This is a genomic window from Pseudomonas sp. YuFO20 (genome assembly GCF_035064975.1).
Classification (GTDB): Bacteria; Pseudomonadota; Gammaproteobacteria; order Pseudomonadales; family Pseudomonadaceae; genus Aquipseudomonas; species Aquipseudomonas putida_AE.
The window spans coordinates 88,588-110,807 of sequence record NZ_JAXDEO010000006.1 but is presented as its reverse complement, the minus strand read 5'-3'; the positions used below and the strand labels follow the sequence as shown (position 1 = coordinate 110,807).

Sequence of the window (22,220 nt, the reverse complement as noted above, 5' to 3'; positions counted from 1 at the left end):
AGGGGTGTCGCCAATTTTTTTATTCTTGTTATGCGATAGATATAGCAGGAGCCGTGCCAACTTTTAAAAACCCTTTAAAAACAAGCACTTGAGTTTTTGTAGGGTTTTCGGCTTCAGGGAAAACCCTACATTTTGTTTCCGTGTTACTCGCTTGCGCCCACATTCAGGTGGTTGCGGTAACACCCCGACACACCCGCACGCATCAATGTGCGCTACGCGCCTTGGCCACGCGCGAACCGGTAGGTCGTCCCAGTACATCGCAGATTTGCTGGCCGGCCAGGATCAGCGCATCCAGGTCGATCCCGGTTTCAATCCCGAGGCCATTGAGCAGGTAAACCACGTCCTCGGTGGCCACGTTACCGCTGGCGCCCTTGGCATAAGGGCAGCCGCCGAGACCGGCAATGGAGCTGTCGAACACCGAGATGCCTTCCAGCAGGCTGGCATAGATGTTGGCCATGGCCTGGCCATAGGTGTCGTGGAAGTGCCCGGCCAGTTTTTCCCGCGGCACCTGGGCCGACACCACCTCGAACATCCTGCGCGTGGCCCCTGCGGTGCCGGTGCCGATGGTGTCGCCCAGCGAAACCTCGTAACAGCCCATGGCGTAGAGCTCGCGGGCCACATGCGCTACCTGTTCCGGTGCGACGTGACCTTCATAGGGGCAGCCCAGCACGCAGGACACGTAACCGCGCACACTGACGCCATGCTGCCTGGCGGCATCCATGATGGGCACGAAGCGCTCCAGGCTTTCGCTGATCGAGCAATTGATGTTGCGCTGGGAAAACGCTTGCGACGCGGCGGCGAATACGGCGACTTCCTTGACCCCGCAGGCGAGGGCATCTTCAAAGCCGCGCAGGTTGGGGGCGAGGGCGCCGTAGGTGACGCCGGGTTTGCGCTGGATCTGCGCGAAGACATCTGCAGAGCCCGCCATCTGCGGCACCCACTTGGGCGAAACGAAGCTGCCGACTTCTATATAGCCAAGGCCCGCAGCCGTCAGCGCATCGACCAGTCGCACCTTGTCGGCAACGCTGATGGGTTGGGCTTCATTTTGCAGACCGTCGCGGGGGCCGACTTCGACCAGGCGTACGTGGGTAGGGAGGGACATGGGATTGGACCTGTTCTAATTGTTCATAGACCCTTGTAGAAACGAGCTTGCTCGCGAAGGACGTCAACGATAACGAGGGCAGTCTGAATGCACGCGGTGCCCTGACATCCATCGCGAGCAAGCTCGCTCCTACACAGATTCCTGACTCTTGAGCGTTTGTTCCAGCGCTTGCACACAACGCTCTTCAGCGGTATCGAGCTCCAGTTTCATCTGTTCGATGTCCAGCAGCTGCTGTTCCAGCTGTTCCCGGCGCTCGCTGATTTTTGCCAGCATGCTGTGCAGTTGCTTGGTGTTACCGCTGGACGGATCGTAGAGCTCGATCAGCTCGCGGCATTCGGCCAGGGAAAAGCCGATGCGCTTGCCCCGCAGGATCAGCTTGAGGCTGACCTTGTCGCGGGGTGAGTAGATGCGTTCCTGGCCACGCCGCTCGGGGCTGAGCAAGCCTTGTTCCTCATAGAAGCGAATGGCCCGGGTGGTGATGTCGAGCTCGCGGGCGAGGTCGGAAATGCTGTAGGTCTGGCTGCTCATGGGCGCGCTCGCAAAAAGTCATGCGCTAAGCTAATGGCAGGTTGACGTTTACGTCAAGGGGCGTGAGTTTTGGCTGTTCTTGCTGATCTCTTCGCGAGCAAGCCCGCTCCCACCTTTGATTTGCGTCGAACACCAATACCGTGTTCAGCAAAAATTAAATGTGGGAGCGGGCTTGCTCGCGAAGAACGATAACGCGGTGTAATGCCTCACACCGTGTCCAGCTTCTTCTCCTGCGCCGTCACCTGCTGGCACAACTCGATCATCTGCTCGCGCATCCAGCGGTTCGCCGGGTCCTGGTCAGTGCTTTCGTGCCAGTAAAGGTGGGTTTCCACCGGCGGCACATCGTTGACCGGCAGATAAAAGGCGTGCAGGTCGTTACGGCGGGCGAAGCGTTCCGGCACGGTCATGACCATATCGGTCTGCTGCAGCACCTGCGAGGCCATCAGGTAATGCTGGGAGCGCAGGGCGATCTTGCGCTGGATACCCATTTTGCCCAGGGCCAGGTCAACATAGCCCAGGCCGCTGCGACGGCTGGAAATGTGGACGTGGGTCAGGCTCAGGTAATCATCGAGGGTGAGTTTTTCCTTGCCCGCCAGCGGGTGGCCCTTGCGCATGGCGCACACGTAACGGTCTTCCATCAGCTTGACGTGGCGCACCTGCGGGTCGGTGTTGAGTGGTGCATCCACGGCGAAGTCGAGTCGGCCAGCGGCCAGTTCCTTGGTGGTCTCACGCCGCTTGGACAGGAAGCTTTCGATGATCACGGTCGGCGCCAGGCGGCGCAGGCGCTGGAACAGCGGCGGCAGGATCACAGCTTCAGTGAGGTCGGTCATGCTGATGCGGTAGGTCTTGACCGCCTGCAAGGGATTGAAGATGCGGCTTTCCTGCACCGACACGCGCAGCAACGAAAGCGCGTTGCGCACCGGGCCGATAATGTTCTGCGCCATGGGCGTAGGCACCATGCCCTGGGCGGTGCGTACGAACAGCGGGTCGTTGAACGTCTCGCGCAATCGGGCCAGCGCGTTGGACACCGCAGGTTGGGTAATCCCGACAATCTGCCCGGCGCGGGTCAGGTTGGCCTCGGTGTAGATCGCGTCAAAGACGATGAAAAGGTTGAGGTCGACCTTGCTCAGATTCATTGCGCTGCACTCTTGTTTTAGGTGGGCTCGATCAGTCGATCATATATCGGTGATGAATGTTTATACACGCCGAGAATAGGCTAGGTAAATTTTCATGGCTGTTCTAGCATCGATTGCATGAACGAACAACTCCTCTGAAACTCGTTGAAAAGGTAGAGCTGGCCATGGATTTCGCTTATTCGCCCAAGGTGCAAGAACTGCGTGAGCGCGTGACCGCGTTCATGGACACCTACGTCTATCCCGCCGAAGCGGTCTTCGAGCGCCAGGTCGCCGAGGGCGACCGCTGGCAGCCGACGGCGATCATGGAAGAGCTCAAGCTCAAGGCCAAGGCAGAAGGCCTGTGGAATTTGTTTCTGCCTGAGTCCGAACTCGGCGCCGGCCTGACCAACCTCGAATACGCGCCGCTGGCGGAAATCATGGGCCGTTCGCTGCTGGGACCCGAGCCGTTCAACTGCTCGGCACCGGACACCGGCAACATGGAAGTGCTGGTGCGCTACGCCAACGAAGAACAGAAACAACGCTGGCTCGAACCCTTGCTGCGCGGCGAGATCCGCTCGGCTTTCGCCATGACCGAACCGGACGTCGCGTCCTCCGACGCCACCAACATGGCCGCCCGTGCCGTGCGTGACGGTGACGAGTGGGTGATCAACGGCAAGAAGTGGTGGACCTCCGGTGCTTGCGATCCGCGCTGCAAGATCCTCATCTTCATGGGCCTGAGCAACCCTGACGCACCGCGCCATGCGCAGCACTCGATGATCCTGGTGCCGGTGGACACCCCCGGGGTGAAAATCCTGCGTCCGTTGCCCGTGTTCGGCTATGACGACGCCCCCCACGGCCACGCCGAAGTATTGTTTGAAAATGTCCGGGTGCCGTATGAAAACGTCCTGTTGGGCGAAGGACGCGGCTTCGAAATCGCTCAAGGTCGTCTTGGACCGGGGCGGATTCACCACTGCATGCGTTCGATCGGCATGGCTGAGCGTGCGCTGGAACTGATGTGCAAGCGCTCGGTGAACCGTACGGCGTTCGGCAAACCCCTGGCACGCCTGGGCGGCAACATCGACAAGATCGCCGATTCGCGGATGGAGATCGACATGGCCCGCCTGCTGACACTCAAGGCGGCGTACATGATGGACACCGTCGGCAACAAGGTGGCGAAGAGTGAAATCGCGCAGATCAAGGTGGTGGCGCCGAATGTTGCCTTGCGCGTGATCGACCGGGCGATCCAGATCCATGGCGGGGCAGGGGTGTCCAACGATTTCCCGCTGGCCTACATGTATGCGATGCAGCGCACCCTGCGCCTGGCGGACGGTCCGGATGAAGTGCACCGCGCGGCCATCGGCAAGTTCGAGATCGGCAAGTACGTGCCCAAGGAAATGTTGCGCAGCAGTCATTAAGACGGCAGCGCGGGCCCAATCCGGGCCCGCGCTCACTCAACGGGTCAATCCACGCTCGGCAGCCCGTAGAACGCCCGCGCGCAAGCCGTACTGTGGGCGGCCAGGTCTTCCTGGCTTTCGCCGCGGTGCAAGGCCACCTCACGCAAGACTTCCGTCAGATACGCCGGCTCGTTGCGACCGTTTTTCGGTTTGGGGCGAAGGCTGCGCGGCAACAGATACGGCGCATCGCTCTCCAGCATCAACCGCCCGCGCGGGATCTCCTTGACCAAGGGATGCAAATGCGTGCCACGGCGCTCATCGCAAATCCAGCCGGTGATGCCGATGTGTAAATCCAGGTCCAGGTAACTGAACAGCGCTTTCTGTTCGCCGGTGAAGCAGTGCACCACGGCGGCCGGCAACTGATCGCGATAGTCACGCAGGATTTCCAGCAGACGCTGGCTGGCATCGCGTTCGTGCAGAAACACCGGCATTTGCAGTTCGACCGCCAGCGCCAGGTGTTCTTCGAGGACTTTCTCTTGCTGCGGACGCGGTGAAAAATCGCGGTTGAAATCCAGGCCGCATTCACCGACCGCCACGATGTTCGGTTCTCTCAGCAGGCTGCGCAGGCGACGGGCGCTGTCGGCATTCCAGTCGCTGGCCGCGTGGGGATGAATACCGGCGGTGGCGAACAGCTTTTGACCTGTTTCGTCCAGTTGCCGGCACAGCTCCAGCGCCTGTTCGCTGCCCTCGACATTGGTGCCGGTGAGCACCAATTGGCAGACCCCCGCGGCATAGGCGCGGTCCAGTACGGCCTGGTGCTTGTCGGCGAAACTGGGGTTGGTCAGGTTGACGCCGATATCGATGAGTTGCATGGTGCTACCTCGGACCAGGGCCGCAAAGCATACCAGAGCTCTGGATTTATCAGAAAAGCCAAGAACTACAACGGGTTATGGCGGTCTCTTAATGTCGCGAACAAGTCTGGGTGGTGGCGATGCCATCATTGTGCCAGTATTTCGCGCATTGCCAGCGTCTTCAGGCGCTTTATTTCTGACGCTTGATTGCATGAAATCATTCATGTGGTTGACCTGAATTCTTTGCGGAGAGTGGATGATTCGTCCCTCGGTTTTGCTACTGCTGTGTTGCTCGCTGTTGCTGCCGATGTCGGCGGTTGCGCGGCTGCCCGGGCCGCTGCAAGCCGTGCCGGCCGCCAAGGTCCGTGACCTCACGGACATCCGCAGCAGTCGTGTGCTGCGCGTGCTGGTCAACCAGAGCCGTAACAGCTCTGGCGAAGTCCAGGGCCAGGCCATCGGTGTCGAATACCATCGCCTGCGCGCTTTCGAGCAATACCTCAATGGCCACGCCCGGGATGGCCAGGAAATCACCCTCAAGATCATTCCCAAAGCCAAGGATCAATTGCTCGGTGCGTTGCAGCGTGGGGAGGGCGACCTGGTGGCCCCCGGCGAGCTGCTCGACCTGCAGCCGGGCTTCGCCGTCAGCAGCAGTGAACCGGTCGCCAGTGACATCCCGCTGGTGCTGGTGGGGATCAAGGGTGAACGTCGCTATACCCGTCTCGAACAACTGTCGGGAAAAACCCTGGCGCTGCCCAACGGTAGCGCCGCCGGTGACGCCATCAGCCAGATCAACCAGAAGCTCGCGCTGCACAAACTGCCGCCGGTCAAGATCGAGTGGGTCGATCCAAGCCTGGCGGTCGAGGACGTGTTGGAGATGGTCCAGGGCGGGATCTTTCATCTGACCATTGTCGAGCAGCCGATTGCCGAACGCTGGGGCAAGATCCTGCCGAAATTGCGTATCGATCGCCAGGTGCTGATCAGCGAGCCAGGCGAAGAGTTCTGGTTCGTGCGCCGCGACGCGTCGATGCTGAGGGCCAGCATCGATCGTTTCCTGGCGGGCTATAAAAAGCCGTCGGACCAGGACGTAGCGTTTCTGCGCATCTATAGACGCCTTTACCAGGTCCACTATCCGTTGGCCAAGGCTGACCGCCAGCGCCTGGAAAAGCTGCGGCCGGTGCTGCAAAAACATGCAACCGCCCAGGACATGGACTGGCTGAACCTGGCGGCGCTGGCGTTCAAGGAATCGGGCCTGCAACCTGCGGCGCGCAGCGGCGGTGCGCCGACCGGGCTGATGCAGATCACCCCGTCAGCAGCGCAGCGCGTGGGCGTGAGCAACATTCACGAACTGGATGCCAATGTGCAGGCGGGGGCCAAGTACCTGGCGATGATTCGCCGCAAGTTCTTTGCCAGCCCCAAGCTCAACGAACGCGAGCGCATGGCCTTTGTGCTGGCGGCCTACAACATCGGGCCGGAGCGGGTGCAAGGCATGCGCGCAGAGGCCCGTCGACGGGGGTTGAACCCCAACCAGTGGTTTTTCCAGGTCGAACGCATCGCCATGGAGCAGGTGGGAATGGGACCTGTCAGCTATGTTAATAGCGTGAACAAGTATTACTTGGCGTTCGATCGGGAGCGGGAGTCGTTGGAGCCCCAGGGGCAGAAAGTTGCCCTGCGTAAATGATCGAATAAACTGATTGTTATGGCGGATTCTTTGCGCTTTTAACATGAGATTTACTGATTAATATAGCGGCCAACCAACACACACTCTCAAGGGATGTCACAGCATGAGCACACTGATCAACAAGGTATTGTTTACCCGCGCTGGCTACGGCCTGACCGTTTTGCGGATTTTCGTCGGCATCATCTTCGCTGCCCACGGCGCACAGAAACTCTTCGGCGCATTCGGTGGCTATGGCCTGGCGGGCACCGCGCAGTACATGGAAAGCATCGGCCTGGCGCCGGGCTACCTGATGGCGACGCTGGCGGGCGGCACCGAGTTCTTCGGCGGCCTGGCTTTGATCATCGGCTTGCTGGTACGTCCGGCGGCGCTGGGCCTGACCTTCCTTTCGCTGGTGGCGATTTTTACCGTGCATATCAGCAATGGCCTGTTCATGGCGAACAATGGCTATGAATTCGCCCTGGCGTTGCTTGGTGGCAGTATCGCGGTGCTGATCGAAGGGGCCGGCAAACTGTCGGCGGACCGCGCCATCGCCGGCTGACAGCTTTTCGAACAGACAAGAAAATGCCCGTATCACGGGCATTTTTTGTTGCATCAGAACCCGAGTCTGTCGCGCAATCCGTAGTACCACGCGCCAAGTGCAGCAAAGGGTGTACGCAGCAGTTGGCCACCCGGGAACGGGTAGTGGGGCAGGTCGGCAAAGGCGTCGAAACGTTCGGCCTGACCACGCAATGCCTCGGCCAGGACCTTGCCCGCCAGGTGCGTGTAGGTGACGCCGTGGCCGCTGCACCCCTGGGAGTAATAGATGTTGTCGCCCAGTCGCCCGACCTGAGGCAGGCGCGACAGGGTCAGCAGGAAATTTCCGGTCCAGGCGTAGTCGATCTTCACATCCTTGAGCTGCGGGAACGCCTTGAGCATCTTCGGCCGAATGATCGCTTCGATGTTCGCCGGGTCCCTTGCGCCATACACCACGCCGCCGCCGAAAATCAGACGTTTGTCGCCGCTCAGGCGGTAGTAGTCGAGCAGGTAGTTGCAGTCTTCGACGCAATAGTCTTGGGGCAGCAGGCTTTTCGCCAACTCATCGCCCAGGGGCTCCGTGGTGATCACCTGCGTGCCGCAAGGCATCGATTTGGCCGCCAGCTCCGGCACCAGGTTACCCAGGTAGGCGTTGCCCGCCACGATGATGAACTTGGCCCTGACCTTGCCCTGAGGCGTGTGCACGACCGGGTTGGCACCGCGCTCGATGCGCACCGCCGGCGACTGCTCATGAATAGTGCCGCCCAGTGACTCCACGGCCGCCGCTTCGCCCAGCGCCAGGTTGAGCGGATGGATATGCCCGCCACTCATGTCGAGCATGCCACCGATATATTGATCGCAAGCCACCACCTCGCGGATGCGGCGCTGATCCAGCAACTCCAGCTGCGTATGCCCGAAACGCTCCCACAAACGCTTCTGCGCTTCCAGATGACCCATCTGCTTGTCAGTGATGGCGGCAAATACGCCGCCGTCCTTCAAGTCGCACTGGATGTTGTACCTGGCCACCCGATCACGAATGATCCGCCCGCCCTCGAACGCCATCTGCCCCAACAACTGAGCCTGACGCGGACCGACAGTGCGCTCGATCACATCGATATCGCGGCTGTAGCTGTTGACGATCTGCCCACCATTGCGCCCCGACGCACCGAAACCGACCCTGGCCGCCTCCAGCACCGTCACCCGAAAGCCGTGCTCCAGCAGGAACAGCGCCGAGGACAACCCGGTATAACCGGCGCCGATCACGCACACATCCGTCTCGACCTCACCCTGCAACGACGGACGCGGCGGCACCGCATTGGCCGATGCGGCGTAATAGGACTCTGGGTAAGGGGTGTTCGCCATCCTGCAGCCTCTGTTTAATAAATTTAACGAATGCGTCGATCCTACCCGAGTTGAAAAACCGCCGCCAGCCACCGGAAAATCTTCTTTGCCGCAGCGAAATTAAATATTTTGCATATTCATAGGGTTAGCGCGAAAAAAGGTGTTGACACCCTCCCGGAATTCCGTAGAATGCCGCCTCACAGCAGGCACGTAGCTCAGTTGGTTAGAGCACCACCTTGACATGGTGGGGGTCGTTGGTTCGAGTCCAATCGCGCCTACCAAACAAAATCCGCTCTGCTGGGCGGTCTGGAAGGGCTCACCGAAAGGTGGGCCCTTTTTAGTTGTCTGCGATTTAAAAAGCCTATGCAAAGCCTGCGATCAAGCGCCAATCGACGCGTTGCGCAGCCCCGCCTTATTGAATGTATTTCAAACCCACCACATTCCTGTTCAGCTTGGCTCGCTCGCTCCAGGCAATGGTATGGCTGGCCTTGTTCCATCGAACGTTGCTGATCTCCTGACTTGCCGCTTTTTCAATCGCATCCTTGTTGAGACTTCCTTGGATCCACTGGCCACAAAATGGATCTCGTAACGTTCCCTCATTGACTCTGGCATCCTCGCCATTCATTCTCACTTGAGAAATATTACTATTTGAAGACGGCGTTGACGCGAGCCGAATGAAAATCAGTTCGTCTCGGGTTGAACTGCCAGCAGCCAATTGCATCAAAGCAAGACAGGCAACCGGGCATAGCTGCATCGAGGCGGGGGGGAGTGATGAGGAGGCGGACAATGATCAAGTTCTTTGCGGCTTACCTGTCCATTTGCCTCTTGCTTCAGTGGACGGTGGTCGAGGCGTCACCCTGGATTGCCAGCCATGTCCTGCTGCGCTGGATCCTGTAACGCTACGGGCGCGACAGGGGCCTCAGGCGTAAGATAAGCAGTGTTACCTCATCTGAAGGAGTCGTTTATGATCTCCGACCAAGTGAACAGACAGGCATCCGATCACAAGGCTGTGTGGGATCAATATTTCTGCGCCGCGTTGATTGCCGAAAGCAACCTGACGGCACCCGTCGTAGGCGGGGCCACGCATGAAGACCGGCAGAATCTGTTGATTGAAAGGGCCAGGGCGCTCGCGGACAAGATGATGGACTGCAGGAAATAACCAGAGCCCAGCCTTCGCGCTGGGCTCTTCACATCTGCGCAGTGGCACCGTAGCTGATTGATTCAGGCAATCAGCTCGACCTTGCCTGTGGCCAGGCGATAAATGCCCCCCACTATTTTCAACTGGCCCCTGCCGAGCGCGTCAGACAGCAAGGGAGTGGCTTGCTTGAGGCGCTCGATCGAGTTCTTGATGTTTTGTACGGTCGCGTTTTCAACCAGGTCACCTGGATGACTGCCTGCCTGCTCGATAGCGGATTTGAGTGCATCCGTCAGTGCAGGGATCTTCCCGGGGAACACCGTGTGATCCTTGACGGCTTTCACGCCGGCCTCGATGGCACCGCAGCGCTCATGGCCCAGTACCAGGATGAGCGGGGCGCCGAGCACGGCCACGCCGTATTCAAGGCTTGCCAGGCCTTCGTCCGTGACGAAGTTGCCGGCCAGGCGTACGGCGAAAAGGTCGCCCCGGGCGGTATCGAAAGCGTATTCCGGTGCAATGCGCGAGTCAGAGCAGCTCAGCACCGCCACAAAAGGGTTCTGGCCGGTAACCAGTGCTTCTCGTTCATCCTTGAAGTCGTGGGTTTCCGAGTTTCCGCTGACATAGCGTTGGTTGCCCTCCATTAGCCTTTTCAGTGCCTCATCCGGGGTGATGACGTTTTTCGGCTTTGGTGGCGCGGCGTTTTTCTCCGCTGCTTGAACAATTCGGCTCGGCAGGGCGCCGGCCAATAACAGGGCGCCTGCTCCTAATCCGGCAAGGCGAAGAAAGCGACGGCGCTCATTGGTTTTTGCTGCGGCGTTTGAATCACATGATTCACACATGATGTTGTGCACTCAAGGTCAATTTGGTGGGAATGACTGCCGTTGGGGAGCGTACCTGCGGGGGGGGCAACACTGGAATGTTTGAGTCTAGTCGGTGTGTAACATCACGTTTTACGGGGCTTGCAGCGAATGTGCGGGTGAGGCCTTGATACAAAATGCAGGTTGTCCGGCAGGTGCAATCCATTGATTGATGAGCTACTACTGACAGGCTGATTCGACTTGGTCCTTACAGGAGTTTCCCGATGCTGACTCACTGGTTGCTTGCAGCGGTTCATCTTTTGGCGTTTGCGCTTGGATTCTGGGCTGTCCTGGCGCGTGGCACGGCTTTTCGGCGCCTGGCGATCGGCACGGGAGAGGCTCGCAGTGTGTTGATGGCAGACAACCTATGGGGCATTTCTGCGGTTGTCCTTCTGGTTACCGGCGGCATGCGGGCCTTTGGCGGTTTCGAAAAAGGTACGGATTACTACCTGCACCAGCCGTTGTTCCACCTCAAGATGACGTTGTTCGTGCTCATCCTGTTACTGGAAATTGCGCCGATGGTGGCGTTGATCAAATGGCGGGTTGCACGGTCGCGTGGCGCTGCTATCGATACCTGGCGTGCGACGCTGTTTGCACGAATCAGTCATATCGAAGCTGTGCTGATGTTGCTGATGATGGTGGCGGCCACCGGCATGGCGCGCGGTATCGCTTTCGGCTGATCGAGGGGGTTCGGTTAAAGCGCAGGCGATGTTGCGCTTGCATCTTAGCCAGCCGTCGTTGCGGGGCGTACGGGCTGGCTACTGACTGCGACAGGATTCAGGTTTGTGGCTTTTCCGGGGCGGTGAGGCCGGCCTGAATGCGCTGATAAATCTCTTCGCGGTGCACTGCGACGTCTTTGGGCGCGTTGATGCCAATCCGGACTTGCTGGCCGCTTACGCCCAGGATGGTGATCGTAATGTCATCACCAATGTTTATGCTTTCACCGACTTTGCGGGTGAGTATCAGCATGGTCTTCTCCTTGATTGCTTTGTGGGGCACCTGATTCGGACAGTGCAGAGGTCGGTGTTATGTATAGATTAGTGCGAAGTCTCACAGTTTGGGTGCCTCTTTCTGACGCGCAGATGCAGCATTAATTCCCAAGGCGTAACTATACAGAGGCCGCCACTATCATTCTCGTTGTTTTGAGTCCATTTTGCGGCACTCGCGAAGTATTCATGAATGCTAAAATCCCCCGCTTTAAGCATTCAGAGGGAAACGCTGTGCGCAAAATGGTCTTGGCAATCGCGGTATTGGCGCTGGCGGGATGCGGTGAGGGCAAGCGCGAAGAAGCGCAAAAACCGCAGCCTGCAGCGGCGGCAACAGCGGCGCAGGTATCGGGGCCACAGTGGGACCTCGAAGTGCGGGGTGAAACACCTCAGGCCGTCAGCGATCTCAGCGGCTGGCTGATCGAACACAGCTTCATATCCAACGTGATCAGGGAAAACGGCAAGACCCGGATCCTGATGGGGCCGTACAGCTCCAGGGAAGAAGCCGAGGCCAAGCAGGCGCAGGTGAACGCCGCGCTGATCAAGGCGAAAAAGCGGAACATTGAAGTGCTGGTGCTGGAGCGCCCGACGGTTCAGTAAAGGTTGAAGTGGGTGGCTGAAAGACAAAGGCCCGGGGTGTGCAGCCCCGGGCCTTTGTTTGTTCGGCGAGTATTCAGCCGCAGGCTTTCATGTCCACCGAGCCGACAAATTCGTTACCGCGCCCCATGACGCACGCCACGCTCTGGTTGCGTTGGCGTTCCCAGGCTTGCACCGGGTAAGTCTTGTCCCAGGCCTTGTACAGCTGCTGGTCCTGTTTCGACAGGCGCAAACCGTATTGCTTGCTCATGTAGAAATAGGTCCGGGCGATCATGCCGCGGATGGAAGGGCGGGGCATGACCTTTTTCGCCTTGAAGTCGACCTGGGTCAGGCACGAACCGTATTGCCCCGATTGCTCCGGCAGCCAGCCGAAACTGAAGTTGCTGCGGTCACCATTGACCTCGCCGATGCTGGGCACCAGGTTGTGCAGATCGGCCTCGGCCTTCTGGTAGGTCGGATCGTACCGCGTACAGTTCTTACGCCCTCCTTCCTGCCAGCATTGACGCTGATGGCCGATTTGCCAGGCCGGAACGATGTGCTCCCACTCGATGCGCGCCGCGCGCTTGGCGTTTTTGCGCGGCACATACCCGCAGGCTGCGAGGTTCACCTTGTTGCCGGTGTATTTGCAGCCGCAATAGAACTCGGTGGATTGCGGCGCATACAGCTTCCAGGCGACTTTCTTGGCTTCGCTGAAGGTGCGTGGCGCATCGGCCTGGGCACCCGTGGCAAACACCAGGAACAGCAAGGCAAAAAAACGGACACTCATCGTCTCAGTCTTCCTTCGGCACTACCCAGAAAATCTGCACGCCACCGTCGTCGCGATAGGCGAGAGTGACGTTGTCGTTCTCGTCGATTTCTTCGAGCAGGCGTTCCCACTCGTCCACGGGCTCGTCTGGAAGGCGGAAGATCAGGGCGGCCCTGGCTTTCTGAGCAGTAGGGCCATTGATGATTTTCTGAACGCGCAGGCCCATGCGTACATAGGTGTCTGGTGAGGCGGAGGTGCTGTCCACAGGATTATCCTTATTAAGCTGTACGTGCATACAGTATTTAACTGTAGGCATTTTCGCAACCGCTTAAAATTCAAGAGAATCCTCTGACAGTGGTTTTTGCCGATTGGTGTAGGGGGATGAGAGTTTTTTGTCAGGCAAGTGCTGCGAGGCGAGTGGCCAAAGAGGTGCCCGACCGGAGTCGGTCGGGCGAGGGCGAATCAATATTCCCAGAACATCCGTTGCAGCTCTTTGCTGTCATTGGTCTTGGTCAGCGCGACCATCGCCAGGATGCGGGCTTTCTGTGGGTTCAGGTCATGCGCCACCACCCAGTCATACTTGTCGTCAGGCTGTTCGGCGTTACGCAGGACGAAACCGCCGGCGTTGACGTGGGAAGAGCGGATGATCTGCACCCCGTCCTTGCGCAGGGCTTGCAGGGTGGGAACGACCCGGGAAGACACCGAACCATTGCCGGTGCCGGCATGGATGATGGCCTTGGCGCCCGACTGGGCCAGGGCTTTGTAGGCGGTGTCGCTGACGTTACCGTAGGAGTAGGCGATTTCGACGTCAGGCAGGCTTTCAATGGTCTTGATGTCGAATTCCGAGTCCATGGTGTGGCGCTTGGCCGGGAGACGGAACCAGTAGGATTTACCTTCGACCACCATCCCGAGTGGGCCCCAGGCGCTTTTGAACGCCTCGGTCTTGATGTTGATCATTTTGCTGACATCGCGACCCGACTGGATTTCATCGTTCATGGTCACCAGCACGCCTTTGCCACGCGCGTCTTTGCTACTGGCCACGGCGACGGCGTTGTACAGGTTCAACATGCCGTCGGCGGACATTGCGGTGCCGGGCCGCATGGAGCCCACGACAATGATCGGCTTGTCGGTTTTTTCCACGAGGTTGAGGAAGTAGGCGGTTTCTTCCAGGGTGTCGGTGCCGTGGGTGATCACGATGCCATCGACGTCCTTGCTGTCCGCCAGTTCGGCGACGCGACGGCCCAGCTGCAACAGGTTGTCGTTGGTGATGCTTTCGGAGGCGATCTGCATGACCTGTTCGCCGCGGACATTGGCCAGTTGGCCAAGCTGTGGAACCGCGGCGATCAATTGTTCGATGCCGACTTTTGCTGCCTGGTAGGTGGCGCTGTTGGCGGCGCTGGCGCCCGCACCGGCGATGGTGCCGCCGGTGGCCAGGACCACGACGTTGGCCAGCTTCTGTTGGGTTTCGGCTTCTTTCGCCTGAAGGGCGGCGGGCAGGAGCAGCAGGAGGGCCAAGGTGCCCGGGAGAAGGTTTTTCAAAGCAGATGTCATTATTTTTCTCTCTAGTAGTGACGGTGCCGATGCAGGTTCATCTAGATGCGCCCCAAAGGGATCTGGACCTTTTGGGGTGCTGGAGAAAAGCACGACGCGTACCAGTTACAACTGGAATCATAAATAACTCGTAACACACTGATTTGTTTATCGTTTTAAACGGATGGTTGAATGGCGATCGCCCGGTTCTGTCCGGTTTTCCGATTATCCGTGGGTTTTTTATTCGGCATTCCGAAAGGATTACGGACCCAATTAAACATCGGCGTTAAAGAAACCCGCCGGCAGGTCGATGCTTCAATGAAGAATCATGCCCAGGGAGTTCACATGTCATTGACGATCGGTTTGCCCCATTCAGCGGTGCTCAATATCGGCGGGAAGCCCGCGGCTGCCGTCGACACCCTGAGCGACGCGACCTCGGCGCAACAGGCGGGTGTGCCAGTGAAAGAAGAAAAGCCTGTGAGCCTTGGGCAGGGCGCGCAGGCGGGTGAAAAAGCCGAAGGCGCTGGCAGCCAGCAAAGCGTCGCGGTGCAAATGTTGCTCAAGCGCCTGCAGGAACTGCAGGAGCAACTGCGCGAGCAACAGCAACAATTGGCGGCTACCCAGGCCGCGTCTTTTCAGTCTGAAGAGGCCAAGGCCACGGCCGTGATGTCGCTTCAGGCGCAGGTTGCAGATACGTCGGCGGCGTTGATGCAGGTGGCCACCAGCCTGGCGAAAGCCTTGACCGATTCTGGCAGTATTGTCAGCACTACGGCTTGACCAACCTGGCACTTGATTGTGCGCGTAGCCTGCGAACGGGGTAGGTTGACAAAGTCTGGCAACGTTCGCATAGTCAAGCTTCGCAAACGTTTGCGACACCTCCAGATGCCGCCTCGACGTTGCTCACAATAATCATAAGATCGGAGTGAATCCATGAAGCTGCCATTCGCAGGACGTCTTCTTGCTGTCGCCATACTGGCTGGCGCCACCGCCATGCTGCCTGTTTCTTCGGTGTTCGCCCAGACGCCTGAAAAGCCTAAAGTCGCGCTAGTGATGAAGTCCCTGGCCAACGAATTCTTCCTGACCATGGAAGACGGCGCCAAGGCCTATCAGAAAGACCACTCCGGCGAGTTCGAGCTCATCTCCAACGGCATCAAGGATGAAACCGACACCGCCAACCAGATTCGCATCGTCGAGCAAATGATCGTGTCCAAGGTCGATGCGCTGGTGATCGCACCGGCTGATTCCAAGGCCATGGTGCCCGTGATCAAGAAAGCCGTCGACGCTGGCATCACCGTGATCAACATCGACAATCAGCTCGACCCGGCCGTGGTCAAGAGCAAGAACATCAGCGTGCCGTTCGTAGGCCCGGACAACCGCAAGGGCGCGCGCCTGGTGGGTGAGTACCTGGCCCAGAAGCTCAAGGCCGGTGATGAAGTCGGCATCATCGAAGGGGTGTCCACCACCACCAATGCCCAGGCCCGCACCGCAGGCTTCAAGGATGCGATGGAGGCTGCGCAGATCAAGGTCGTGTCCGTGCAATCGGGCGACTGGGAAATCAACAAGGGCAACCAGGTTGCCGCCTCCATGCTCAGCGAATACCCGAACATCAAGGCCCTGCTGGCCGGCAACGACAGCATGGCGGTTGGCGTGGTGTCGGCCGTGCGCGCCGCGGGCAAGGCCGGCCAGGTCCAGGTGGTCGGCTACGACAACATCAATGCCATCAAGCCGATGCTCAAGGATGGCCGCGTCCTGGCCACCGCCGATCAATTTGCTGCCAAACAGGCGGTATTCGGCATCGAGACCGCGTTGAAGATCATCCAGGGCGAGAAGGTCGACAGCGGCACCAACGGCGTGATCGAAACTCCGGTAGAGCTGGTTACCCAGTAATTTTCCGCCGGCACAATGACGCTCGCCCGTTCCGGCGAGCGCCTGGAGAGTTTTATGTCCGTTAGCGCCCCGCACGCTGTCCTCTCGGTCAGTGGCATTGGCAAGACTTACGCCCAGCCGGTCCTGGCCGGCATCGACCTCACGCTCATGCGCGGCGAGGTGCTGGCCCTGACCGGCGAGAACGGCGCTGGCAAAAGCACGCTGTCGAAGATCATCGGCGGGCTGGTCACACCGACCACCGGGCAGATGCAGTTTCAGGGTCAGGATTACCGCCCGGGCAGCCGCACCCAGGCCGAAGACCTGGGCATCCGCATGGTGATGCAGGAGCTCAATCTGTTGCCGACCCTGTCGGTGGCGGAAAACCTGTTTCTGCACAAGCTGCCCAGCACCGCTGGCTGGATCAACCGCAAGCAACTGCGCCAGGCGGCGCTCGAGGCCATGGCTCAGGTCGGGCTCGACGCCATCGACCCGGACACGCTGGTGAGTGAGTTGGGCATCGGCCACCAGCAGATGGTCGAGATCGCGCGCAACCTGATCGGCGATTGCCATGTGCTGATCCTCGATGAGCCGACCGCGATGCTGACCGCCCGTGAAGTCGAAATGCTCTTCGAACAGATCACGCGCCTGCAGGCCCGTGGCGTGTCGATCATCTATATTTCCCACCGCCTCGAAGAACTGGCTCGGGTGGCCCAGCGCATTGCGGTACTGCGGGACGGCAACCTGGTGTGTGTCGAGCCGATGGCCAACTACAACAGTGAGCAACTGGTCACGCTGATGGTCGGGCGCGAGCTGGGCGAACACCTCGACATGGGGCCTCGGGACATCGGCGCGGCGGCGTTGACGGTCAAGGGGCTGACCCGCGCCGACAAGGTGCGTGACGTGTCCTTCGAAGTGCGGGCCGGCGAGATCTTCGGCATTTCCGGATTGATCGGGGCAGGGCGCACCGAGTTGCTGCGGTTGATCTTTGGTGCCGACACCGCGGACAGCGGCACGGTGGCCCTGGGTTCACCGGCGCAGGTGGTGAATATCCGTTCTCCGGTGGACGCGGTCGGGCATGGCATCGCCCTGATCACCGAAGACCGCAAGGGCGAGGGCCTGCTGCTGACGCAATCGATCGGCGCGAACATTGCGCTGGGGAACATGCCGGGTATTTCCAGCGGTGGATTGGTCAATCCGGGCGATGAGGCGGCGTTGGCCCAGCGTCAGATCGATGCCATGCGCATCCGCAGTTCCGGGCCGGCGCAGTTGGTGTCCGAGTTGTCCGGGGGCAACCAGCAGAAAGTGGTGATCGGTCGCTGGCTGGAGCGCGATTGCTCGGTGCTGCTGTTCGACGAGCCGACCCGGGGCATCGATGTCGGCGCCAAGTTCGACATCTACGCGCTGCTCGGCGAGCTGACTCGCCAGGGCAAGGCGTTGGTGGTGGTGTCCAGTGACCTGCGCGAATTGATGTTGATCTGCGACCGCATCGGCGTGCTCTCTGCGGGGCGCCTGATCGACACCTTCGAGCGGGACAGCTGGACCCAGGATGATTTGCTTGCCGCCGCGTTCGCCGGCTACCAGAAACGTGATGCGCAGCTCTTCGAAGCAGCGCCAAAGGATCTTCAATGAAAAGCGCATCTTCGGCCGGCCAGCGCAGCGGCAATTTCTATGGGCTGGGCACTTACCTGGGGCTGGCCGGTGCCTTGCTGGCCATGGTCGTGCTGTTCTCGCTCCTGAGCAGCCATTTCCTCTCCTACAGCACCTTCAGCACCCTGGCCAACCAGATTCCGGACTTGATGGTACTCGCGGTCGGCATGACCTTCGTGCTGATCATCGGCGGCATCGATCTGTCGGTGGGTTCGGTGCTGGCGCTCGCCGCCTCGACGGTCAGCGTGGCGATTCTCGGCTGGGGCTGGAGCGTGCTGCCTGCGGCATTGCTCGGCATGGCGGCTGCCGCGCTGGCGGGGACCGTCACCGGTTCGATCACCGTGGCCTGGCGGATTCCGTCGTTCATCGTGTCCCTGGGCGTGCTGGAAATGGCCCGCGGCCTGGCTTACCAGATGACTGGTTCACGCACGGCCTACATCGGTGATGCCTTTGCCTGGCTGTCCAATCCGATCGCCTTCGGGATCTCGCCGTCGTTCATCATTGCCTTGCTGATCATTTTCATCGCCCAGGCCGTGTTGACCCGTACCGTGTTCGGCCGCTACCTGATCGGCATCGGTACCAACGAGGAAGCGGTGCGCCTGGCGGGGATCAACCCCAAACCCTACAAGATCCTGGTGTTCAGCCTGATGGGGCTGCTGGCCGGGATCGCCGCGCTGTTCCAGATTTCGCGCCTGGAAGCGGCAGACCCCAATGCCGGCTCCGGACTGGAGCTGCAAGTGATCGCTGCCGTGGTGATTGGCGGCACCAGCCTGATGGGCGGGCGCGGCTCGGTCATCAGCACCTTTTTCGGTGTGCTGATCATTTCCGTATTGGCGGCCGGCCTGGCGCAGATCGGTGCCACCGAGCCGACCAAGCGCATCATCACTGGCGCGGTGATCGTGGTGGCGGTGGTGCTGGATACTTATCGCAGTCAACGCGCAAACCGGCGGACCTGAGTCATGGCAACGATCAAGGATGTAGCGGCACTGGCGGGGATTTCCTACACCACGGTTTCCCACGTGGTGAACAAGACCCGGCCGGTCAGTGAAGAAGTGCGGGTCAAGGTCGAGGCCGCGATCAAGACCCTCGACTACGTACCCAGTGCCGTGGCCCGGTCACTCAAGGCCAAGACCACGGCCACCATCGGCCTGCTGGTGCCCAACAGCCTCAACCCGTACTTCGCCGAGCTGGCGCGGGGCATCGAGGATTATTGTGAGCGCAATGGCTATTGCGTGATCCTGTGCAATTCCGACGACAACCCGGACAAGCAGCGCAGCTACCTGCGGGTACTGCTGGAGAAACGCATCGACGGGCTGATCGTCGCCTCGGCCGGGGGTGACAGCGGGCTGGCCCAGGGCCTGGCGAACGTGCGCACGCCGATGGTGATCGTCGACCGCGCGCTCGAAGGCGTCGATGCGGACCTGGTGCGCATCGACCACGAGTACGGCGCCTACCTGGCCACCCGGCACCTGCTGGAGTTGGGGCATCGGGATATCGCCACCATCAGCGGCCCGGCGACCACCAGTGTGGCGCAGATGCGTCTGGCCGGATTTTGCCGGGCCCTTGCAGAGGCAGGCCTCAGCGTTGCGCCCGAGCGCATGCTGGAAAGCGATTTCACCAGCACCGGTGGTTACAGCGCCGCCGCGACGCTGCTGGAACATAATCCGCCCAGCGCGATTTTTGCCGCCAACGACATGATCGGTTTTGGCGTGCTGCGTGCCGCCGCCGAGCGCAATATCCGCGTGCCCACGGACCTGTCGGTGATCGGCTTCGACGACATCCAGATGAGCCGTTATGTCTATCCGGCCTTGACCACCGTGGGGCAGTCGATCCTGCAGTTGGGCGAAATGGCGGCGGGGGTGCTGCTGCGCCGGATCGCCACGCCGACCCTTTCGACCGAGCAACGGATCGTCACCCCCAGCATCGTCATGCGCGAATCCACCGCGCCGTTGGCTGGGGTGTTTGAGCAGTACCGATAAACAAAAAGTACCGCTGAATCCAAAGCAGCGCTGAAACCGTCTTGATGAGTAGCAATGTAATGTCAGCAAAAGTAGTGGTAGTCGGCAGCTTGAACATGGACCTGATGACCCGGGCGCCGCGCTTGCCCCGTGGTGGAGAAACACTGATCGGCCAGTCGTTTGCGACCGTCTGTGGCGGCAAGGGCGCGAACCAGGCTGTGGCGGCCGCGCGCCTCGGCGCGCAGGTGTCGATGGTGGGCTGCGTGGGCAGCGATGCCTATGGCCAGGTGTTGCGCCAGGCGTTGCTGGACGAGGGCATCGATTGTCGGGCCGTCAGCGCCGTGCAGGGCACCAGTGGCGTGGCGTTGATCGTGGTCGACGACAACAGCCAGAACGCCATCGTGATCGTCGCCGGGGCCAACGGCGCACTGACGCCGGCGGTGCTCGGCTGTTTCGATGCGGTGCTGCAGGAGGCGGACGTGATCATCTGCCAGCTGGAAATGCCGGACGCCACGGTCGGTCATGCGCTCAAGCGCGCCCGTGAACTGGGCAAGACCGTGATCCTCAACCCCGCGCCGGCCAGCCGACCGTTGCCGGCGGATTGGTATGCGTCCATCGACTACCTGATCCCCAACGAAAGTGAAGCGGCGGCGCTCAGCGGTTTGCCGGTGGACTCGCTGCAATCGGCGCAGACTGCGGCCACTCGCCTGATCGAGATGGGCGCCGGCAAGGTCATCATCACCCTCGGCGCCCAAGGCTCGCTGTTTGCCGATGGCAAAGGCTTTGAGCATTTCCCGGCGCCGAGCGTGAAGGCGCTCGATACCACGGCGGCCGGCGATACCTTCGTGGGTGGCTTTGCCGCAGCGTTGGTGGCCGGCCAGAGCGAAGCCCAGGCGATACGGTTCGGGCAGGTCGCCGCTGCGTTGTCGGTCACCCGGGCTGGCGCGCAACCCTCGATCCCCACCCTGGCCGATGTGCAGGCGTTTAAAACACCATGAAAAAGACTCCTTTGCTCAATGTCGCGCTGTCGCGGCTGATCGCCTCCCTGGGGCATGGCGACACTGTGGTGATCGGCGATGCGGGCCTGCCGGTACCGCCCGGTGTCGAGTTGATCGACCTGGCCCTGACCCAGGGCATTCCGGATTTTGTCAGCACCCTGAAAGTCGTGCTCAGCGAAATGCAGGTCGAAAGCCATGTGCTGGCGCAGGAGATCCTCGACCGGCAGCCGCCGGCACTGGCGGTCCTGGACGCACTGGAAGTCGAGGGTGCGCTGGGGCGGCGCGAATTGCTCAGCCATGAACAGTTCAAGGTTCTCAGTCGTCAGGCGCGAGCGATCGTGCGGACCGGCGAATGTCAGCCTTACTGCAACATCGTGCTGGTTGCCGGGGTGACGTTTTGATCCCGATCAGCGCAAACCAGGCACCACAACCGATCGACCTGATCATCGATACCGATCCCGGTGCCGACGATGTGATTGCCTTGCTGTTTGCCCTGGCATCGCCGCAGGAATTGAACGTGCGCGCATTGACCACGGTCGCCGGCAACGTGCGCCTGGACAAAACCTCGCGCAATGCCCGGCTTGCCCTTGAGTGGGCCGGGTGCGAAGCGGTGCCGGTGTATGCCGGGGCGCCGAAGCCGCTGAAACGCACGCCGATCTATGCCGAGCACGTCCACGGCGAAGAAGGTTTGCCGGGCGTCGCGGTCCATGAGCCGAAGAAGGGTCTGGCCGAGGGCAGCGCGATCGACTTCCTGATCGACACGCTGCTGGCCGCCAGGCCCCAGAGCATCACCATCGCCATGCTGGGGCCACAGACCAACCTTGCCCTGGCGCTGATGCGCGAGCCTGGGATCGTTCGGGGCATCAAGGAAGTGGTGATCATGGGCGGTGCGCACTTCAACGGCGGTAACATTACGCCGGTGGCGGAATTCAACCTGTTCGCCGATCCGCACGCTGCCGAGGTGGTGCTCAAGAGTGGCGTGAATCTGGTCTATCTGCCGCTGGACGTGACCCACAAGATCCTCACCAATGACGCGCGCCTGGAGCGGATTGCGGCGTTGAACAACAAGGCCGGCAAGCTGGTGGGCGACATCCTGAATGAATGCATCGGCGGTGACATGGCGCGCTATGGCATTCCCGGTGGTCCGGTGCATGACGCCACCGTCATCGCCTACCTGCTCAAGCCGGCGCTGTTCAGTGGCCGCTCGGTCAATGTGGTGGTCGACAGTCGCGAGGGTCCGACGTTTGGCCAGACCATCGTCGACTGGTATGACAGCCTCAAGGCGCCGAAGAACGCTTTCTGGGTTGAAAGCGGTGACGCCCAGGGATTCTTCGATCTGTTGACCGAGCGCCTGGCGCGTCTGAAGTAGCGCTCGAACC

Annotated in this window: 25 protein-coding genes and 1 tRNA gene; 15 read left to right on the top strand and 11 right to left on the bottom strand. The window is 60.4% G+C overall.

Annotation, left to right across the window (positions count from 1 at the left end; translation table 11 throughout):
* Positions 1 to 202: 202 nt before the first annotated feature.
* The 3 genes from SOP85_RS05435 to SOP85_RS05425 all read right to left on the bottom strand — a co-directional run bounded on the left by SOP85_RS05435 (position 203) and on the right by SOP85_RS05425 (position 2,766).
* On the bottom strand, positions 203 to 1,102 hold the full coding sequence (locus tag SOP85_RS05435) for a hydroxymethylglutaryl-CoA lyase (protein ID WP_323626325.1): 900 nt from the start codon (positions 1,100 to 1,102) through the stop codon (positions 203 to 205).
* A gap of 129 nt (positions 1,103 to 1,231) precedes the next feature.
* Complete coding sequence (locus tag SOP85_RS05430; RefSeq protein ID WP_274076555.1) at positions 1,232 to 1,630, bottom strand: MerR family transcriptional regulator; 399 nt, start codon at positions 1,628 to 1,630, stop codon at positions 1,232 to 1,234.
* Positions 1,631 to 1,836: 206 nt separating this feature from the next.
* A complete protein-coding gene (locus SOP85_RS05425; protein ID WP_274076554.1) occupies positions 1,837 to 2,766 on the bottom strand; it encodes a LysR family transcriptional regulator in 930 nt (309 codons plus the stop codon).
* Between the two features lie 164 nt (positions 2,767 to 2,930).
* On the opposite strand from SOP85_RS05425, the gene SOP85_RS05420 reads away from it, so the two are divergent.
* Positions 2,931 to 4,160, top strand: coding sequence for an acyl-CoA dehydrogenase (locus tag SOP85_RS05420; protein ID WP_008057192.1), 1,230 nt, complete (start codon positions 2,931 to 2,933; stop codon positions 4,158 to 4,160).
* Between the two features lie 44 nt (positions 4,161 to 4,204).
* Here the strand turns inward: SOP85_RS05420 and SOP85_RS05415 are convergent, their stop codons facing one another.
* Complete coding sequence (locus SOP85_RS05415) at positions 4,205 to 5,011, bottom strand: TatD family hydrolase (RefSeq protein ID WP_323607513.1); 807 nt, start codon at positions 5,009 to 5,011, stop codon at positions 4,205 to 4,207.
* Positions 5,012 to 5,246: 235 nt separating this feature from the next.
* On the opposite strand from SOP85_RS05415, the gene SOP85_RS05410 reads away from it, so the two are divergent.
* On the top strand, positions 5,247 to 6,668 hold the full coding sequence (locus SOP85_RS05410) for a transglycosylase SLT domain-containing protein (RefSeq protein ID WP_323626323.1): 1,422 nt from the start codon (positions 5,247 to 5,249) through the stop codon (positions 6,666 to 6,668).
* Between the two features lie 103 nt (positions 6,669 to 6,771).
* Positions 6,772 to 7,206, top strand: a complete 435-nt coding sequence (locus SOP85_RS05405; RefSeq protein ID WP_274076551.1) for a DoxX family protein — start codon at positions 6,772 to 6,774, stop codon at positions 7,204 to 7,206.
* Positions 7,207 to 7,259: 53 nt separating this feature from the next.
* Here the strand turns inward: SOP85_RS05405 and SOP85_RS05400 are convergent, their stop codons facing one another.
* On the bottom strand, positions 7,260 to 8,543 hold the full coding sequence (locus tag SOP85_RS05400) for an NAD(P)/FAD-dependent oxidoreductase (protein ID WP_274076550.1): 1,284 nt from the start codon (positions 8,541 to 8,543) through the stop codon (positions 7,260 to 7,262).
* A 183-nt stretch (positions 8,544 to 8,726) separates the two neighbouring features.
* Here SOP85_RS05400 and SOP85_RS05395 point away from each other — a divergent pair.
* Positions 8,727 to 8,803, top strand: a tRNA-Val gene (locus SOP85_RS05395).
* A 131-nt stretch (positions 8,804 to 8,934) separates the two neighbouring features.
* On the opposite strand, the gene SOP85_RS05390 is transcribed toward SOP85_RS05395, so the two are convergent.
* Positions 8,935 to 9,309, bottom strand: a complete 375-nt coding sequence (locus SOP85_RS05390) for a hypothetical protein (protein WP_323626322.1) — start codon at positions 9,307 to 9,309, stop codon at positions 8,935 to 8,937.
* A gap of 177 nt (positions 9,310 to 9,486) precedes the next feature.
* Between SOP85_RS05390 and SOP85_RS05385 the strand changes: the two genes are divergently transcribed.
* Positions 9,487 to 9,681 (top strand): hypothetical protein, encoded by a 195-nt coding sequence (locus SOP85_RS05385; RefSeq protein WP_274076548.1) that lies wholly within the window; start codon positions 9,487 to 9,489, stop codon positions 9,679 to 9,681.
* 62 nt (positions 9,682 to 9,743) lie between these two features.
* Here the strand turns inward: SOP85_RS05385 and SOP85_RS05380 are convergent, their stop codons facing one another.
* Positions 9,744 to 10,496, bottom strand: a complete 753-nt coding sequence (locus SOP85_RS05380) for a carbonic anhydrase (RefSeq protein WP_274076574.1) — start codon at positions 10,494 to 10,496, stop codon at positions 9,744 to 9,746.
* 242 nt (positions 10,497 to 10,738) lie between these two features.
* On the opposite strand from SOP85_RS05380, the gene SOP85_RS05375 reads away from it, so the two are divergent.
* Complete coding sequence (locus tag SOP85_RS05375; protein ID WP_323626321.1) at positions 10,739 to 11,194, top strand: DUF2214 family protein; 456 nt, start codon at positions 10,739 to 10,741, stop codon at positions 11,192 to 11,194.
* 97 nt (positions 11,195 to 11,291) lie between these two features.
* Here the strand turns inward: SOP85_RS05375 and csrA are convergent, their stop codons facing one another.
* Positions 11,292 to 11,483 carry a carbon storage regulator CsrA gene (csrA, locus tag SOP85_RS05370; protein WP_008057174.1) on the bottom strand — a complete coding sequence of 64 codons (192 nt, stop codon included), beginning with the start codon at positions 11,481 to 11,483 and terminating at the stop codon, positions 11,292 to 11,294.
* A gap of 251 nt (positions 11,484 to 11,734) precedes the next feature.
* Here csrA and SOP85_RS05365 point away from each other — a divergent pair, with 251 nt between their 5' ends.
* Positions 11,735 to 12,100 carry an SPOR domain-containing protein gene (locus SOP85_RS05365; protein WP_323626356.1) on the top strand — a complete coding sequence of 122 codons (366 nt, stop codon included), beginning with the start codon at positions 11,735 to 11,737 and terminating at the stop codon, positions 12,098 to 12,100.
* Between the two features lie 73 nt (positions 12,101 to 12,173).
* Here SOP85_RS05365 and SOP85_RS05360 read toward each other — a convergent pair whose 3' ends face one another.
* The 3 genes from SOP85_RS05360 to SOP85_RS05350 all read right to left on the bottom strand — a co-directional run bounded on the left by SOP85_RS05360 (position 12,174) and on the right by SOP85_RS05350 (position 14,393).
* Complete coding sequence (locus SOP85_RS05360) at positions 12,174 to 12,863, bottom strand: endonuclease I family protein (RefSeq protein ID WP_323626320.1); 690 nt, start codon at positions 12,861 to 12,863, stop codon at positions 12,174 to 12,176.
* A gap of 4 nt (positions 12,864 to 12,867) precedes the next feature.
* A complete protein-coding gene (locus tag SOP85_RS05355) occupies positions 12,868 to 13,158 on the bottom strand; it encodes a DUF1654 domain-containing protein (protein ID WP_274076545.1) in 291 nt (96 codons plus the stop codon).
* A gap of 146 nt (positions 13,159 to 13,304) precedes the next feature.
* Positions 13,305 to 14,393 (bottom strand): asparaginase, encoded by a 1,089-nt coding sequence (locus tag SOP85_RS05350; protein WP_274076544.1) that lies wholly within the window; start codon positions 14,391 to 14,393, stop codon positions 13,305 to 13,307.
* Between the two features lie 324 nt (positions 14,394 to 14,717).
* On the opposite strand from SOP85_RS05350, the gene SOP85_RS05345 reads away from it, so the two are divergent.
* From SOP85_RS05345 to SOP85_RS05310, 8 genes are all read left to right on the top strand, one after another.
* A complete protein-coding gene (locus SOP85_RS05345) occupies positions 14,718 to 15,149 on the top strand; it encodes a hypothetical protein (RefSeq protein ID WP_323626355.1) in 432 nt (143 codons plus the stop codon).
* Positions 15,150 to 15,302: 153 nt separating this feature from the next.
* The gene (locus SOP85_RS05340; RefSeq protein ID WP_323626319.1) at positions 15,303 to 16,259 is read left to right on the top strand and encodes a sugar ABC transporter substrate-binding protein; all 957 of its coding nucleotides are present in this window, start codon (positions 15,303 to 15,305) and stop codon (positions 16,257 to 16,259) included.
* A 54-nt stretch (positions 16,260 to 16,313) separates the two neighbouring features.
* Positions 16,314 to 17,867 (top strand): sugar ABC transporter ATP-binding protein, encoded by a 1,554-nt coding sequence (locus SOP85_RS05335; RefSeq protein WP_323626318.1) that lies wholly within the window; start codon positions 16,314 to 16,316, stop codon positions 17,865 to 17,867.
* A complete protein-coding gene (locus SOP85_RS05330) occupies positions 17,864 to 18,841 on the top strand; it encodes an ABC transporter permease (protein ID WP_323626317.1) in 978 nt (325 codons plus the stop codon). The genes SOP85_RS05335 and SOP85_RS05330 overlap by 4 nt, the downstream gene beginning before the upstream one ends.
* A gap of 3 nt (positions 18,842 to 18,844) precedes the next feature.
* The gene (locus tag SOP85_RS05325; protein ID WP_274076539.1) at positions 18,845 to 19,864 is read left to right on the top strand and encodes a LacI family DNA-binding transcriptional regulator; all 1,020 of its coding nucleotides are present in this window, start codon (positions 18,845 to 18,847) and stop codon (positions 19,862 to 19,864) included.
* Positions 19,865 to 19,923: 59 nt separating this feature from the next.
* Entirely contained in the window at positions 19,924 to 20,841 is a 918-nt protein-coding gene (gene rbsK / locus SOP85_RS05320; RefSeq protein ID WP_323626316.1) for a ribokinase, read from the top strand.
* Entirely contained in the window at positions 20,838 to 21,242 is a 405-nt protein-coding gene (gene rbsD / locus SOP85_RS05315) for a D-ribose pyranase (protein ID WP_274076537.1), read from the top strand. The genes rbsK and rbsD overlap by 4 nt, the downstream gene beginning before the upstream one ends.
* Positions 21,194 to 22,210: a nucleoside hydrolase gene (locus tag SOP85_RS05310; protein WP_323626314.1), complete on the top strand. Its 1,017-nt coding sequence runs from the start codon at positions 21,194 to 21,196 to the stop codon at positions 22,208 to 22,210. Before rbsD ends, SOP85_RS05310 begins: the two co-directional genes overlap by 49 nt.
* Positions 22,211 to 22,220 lie beyond the last annotated feature (10 nt).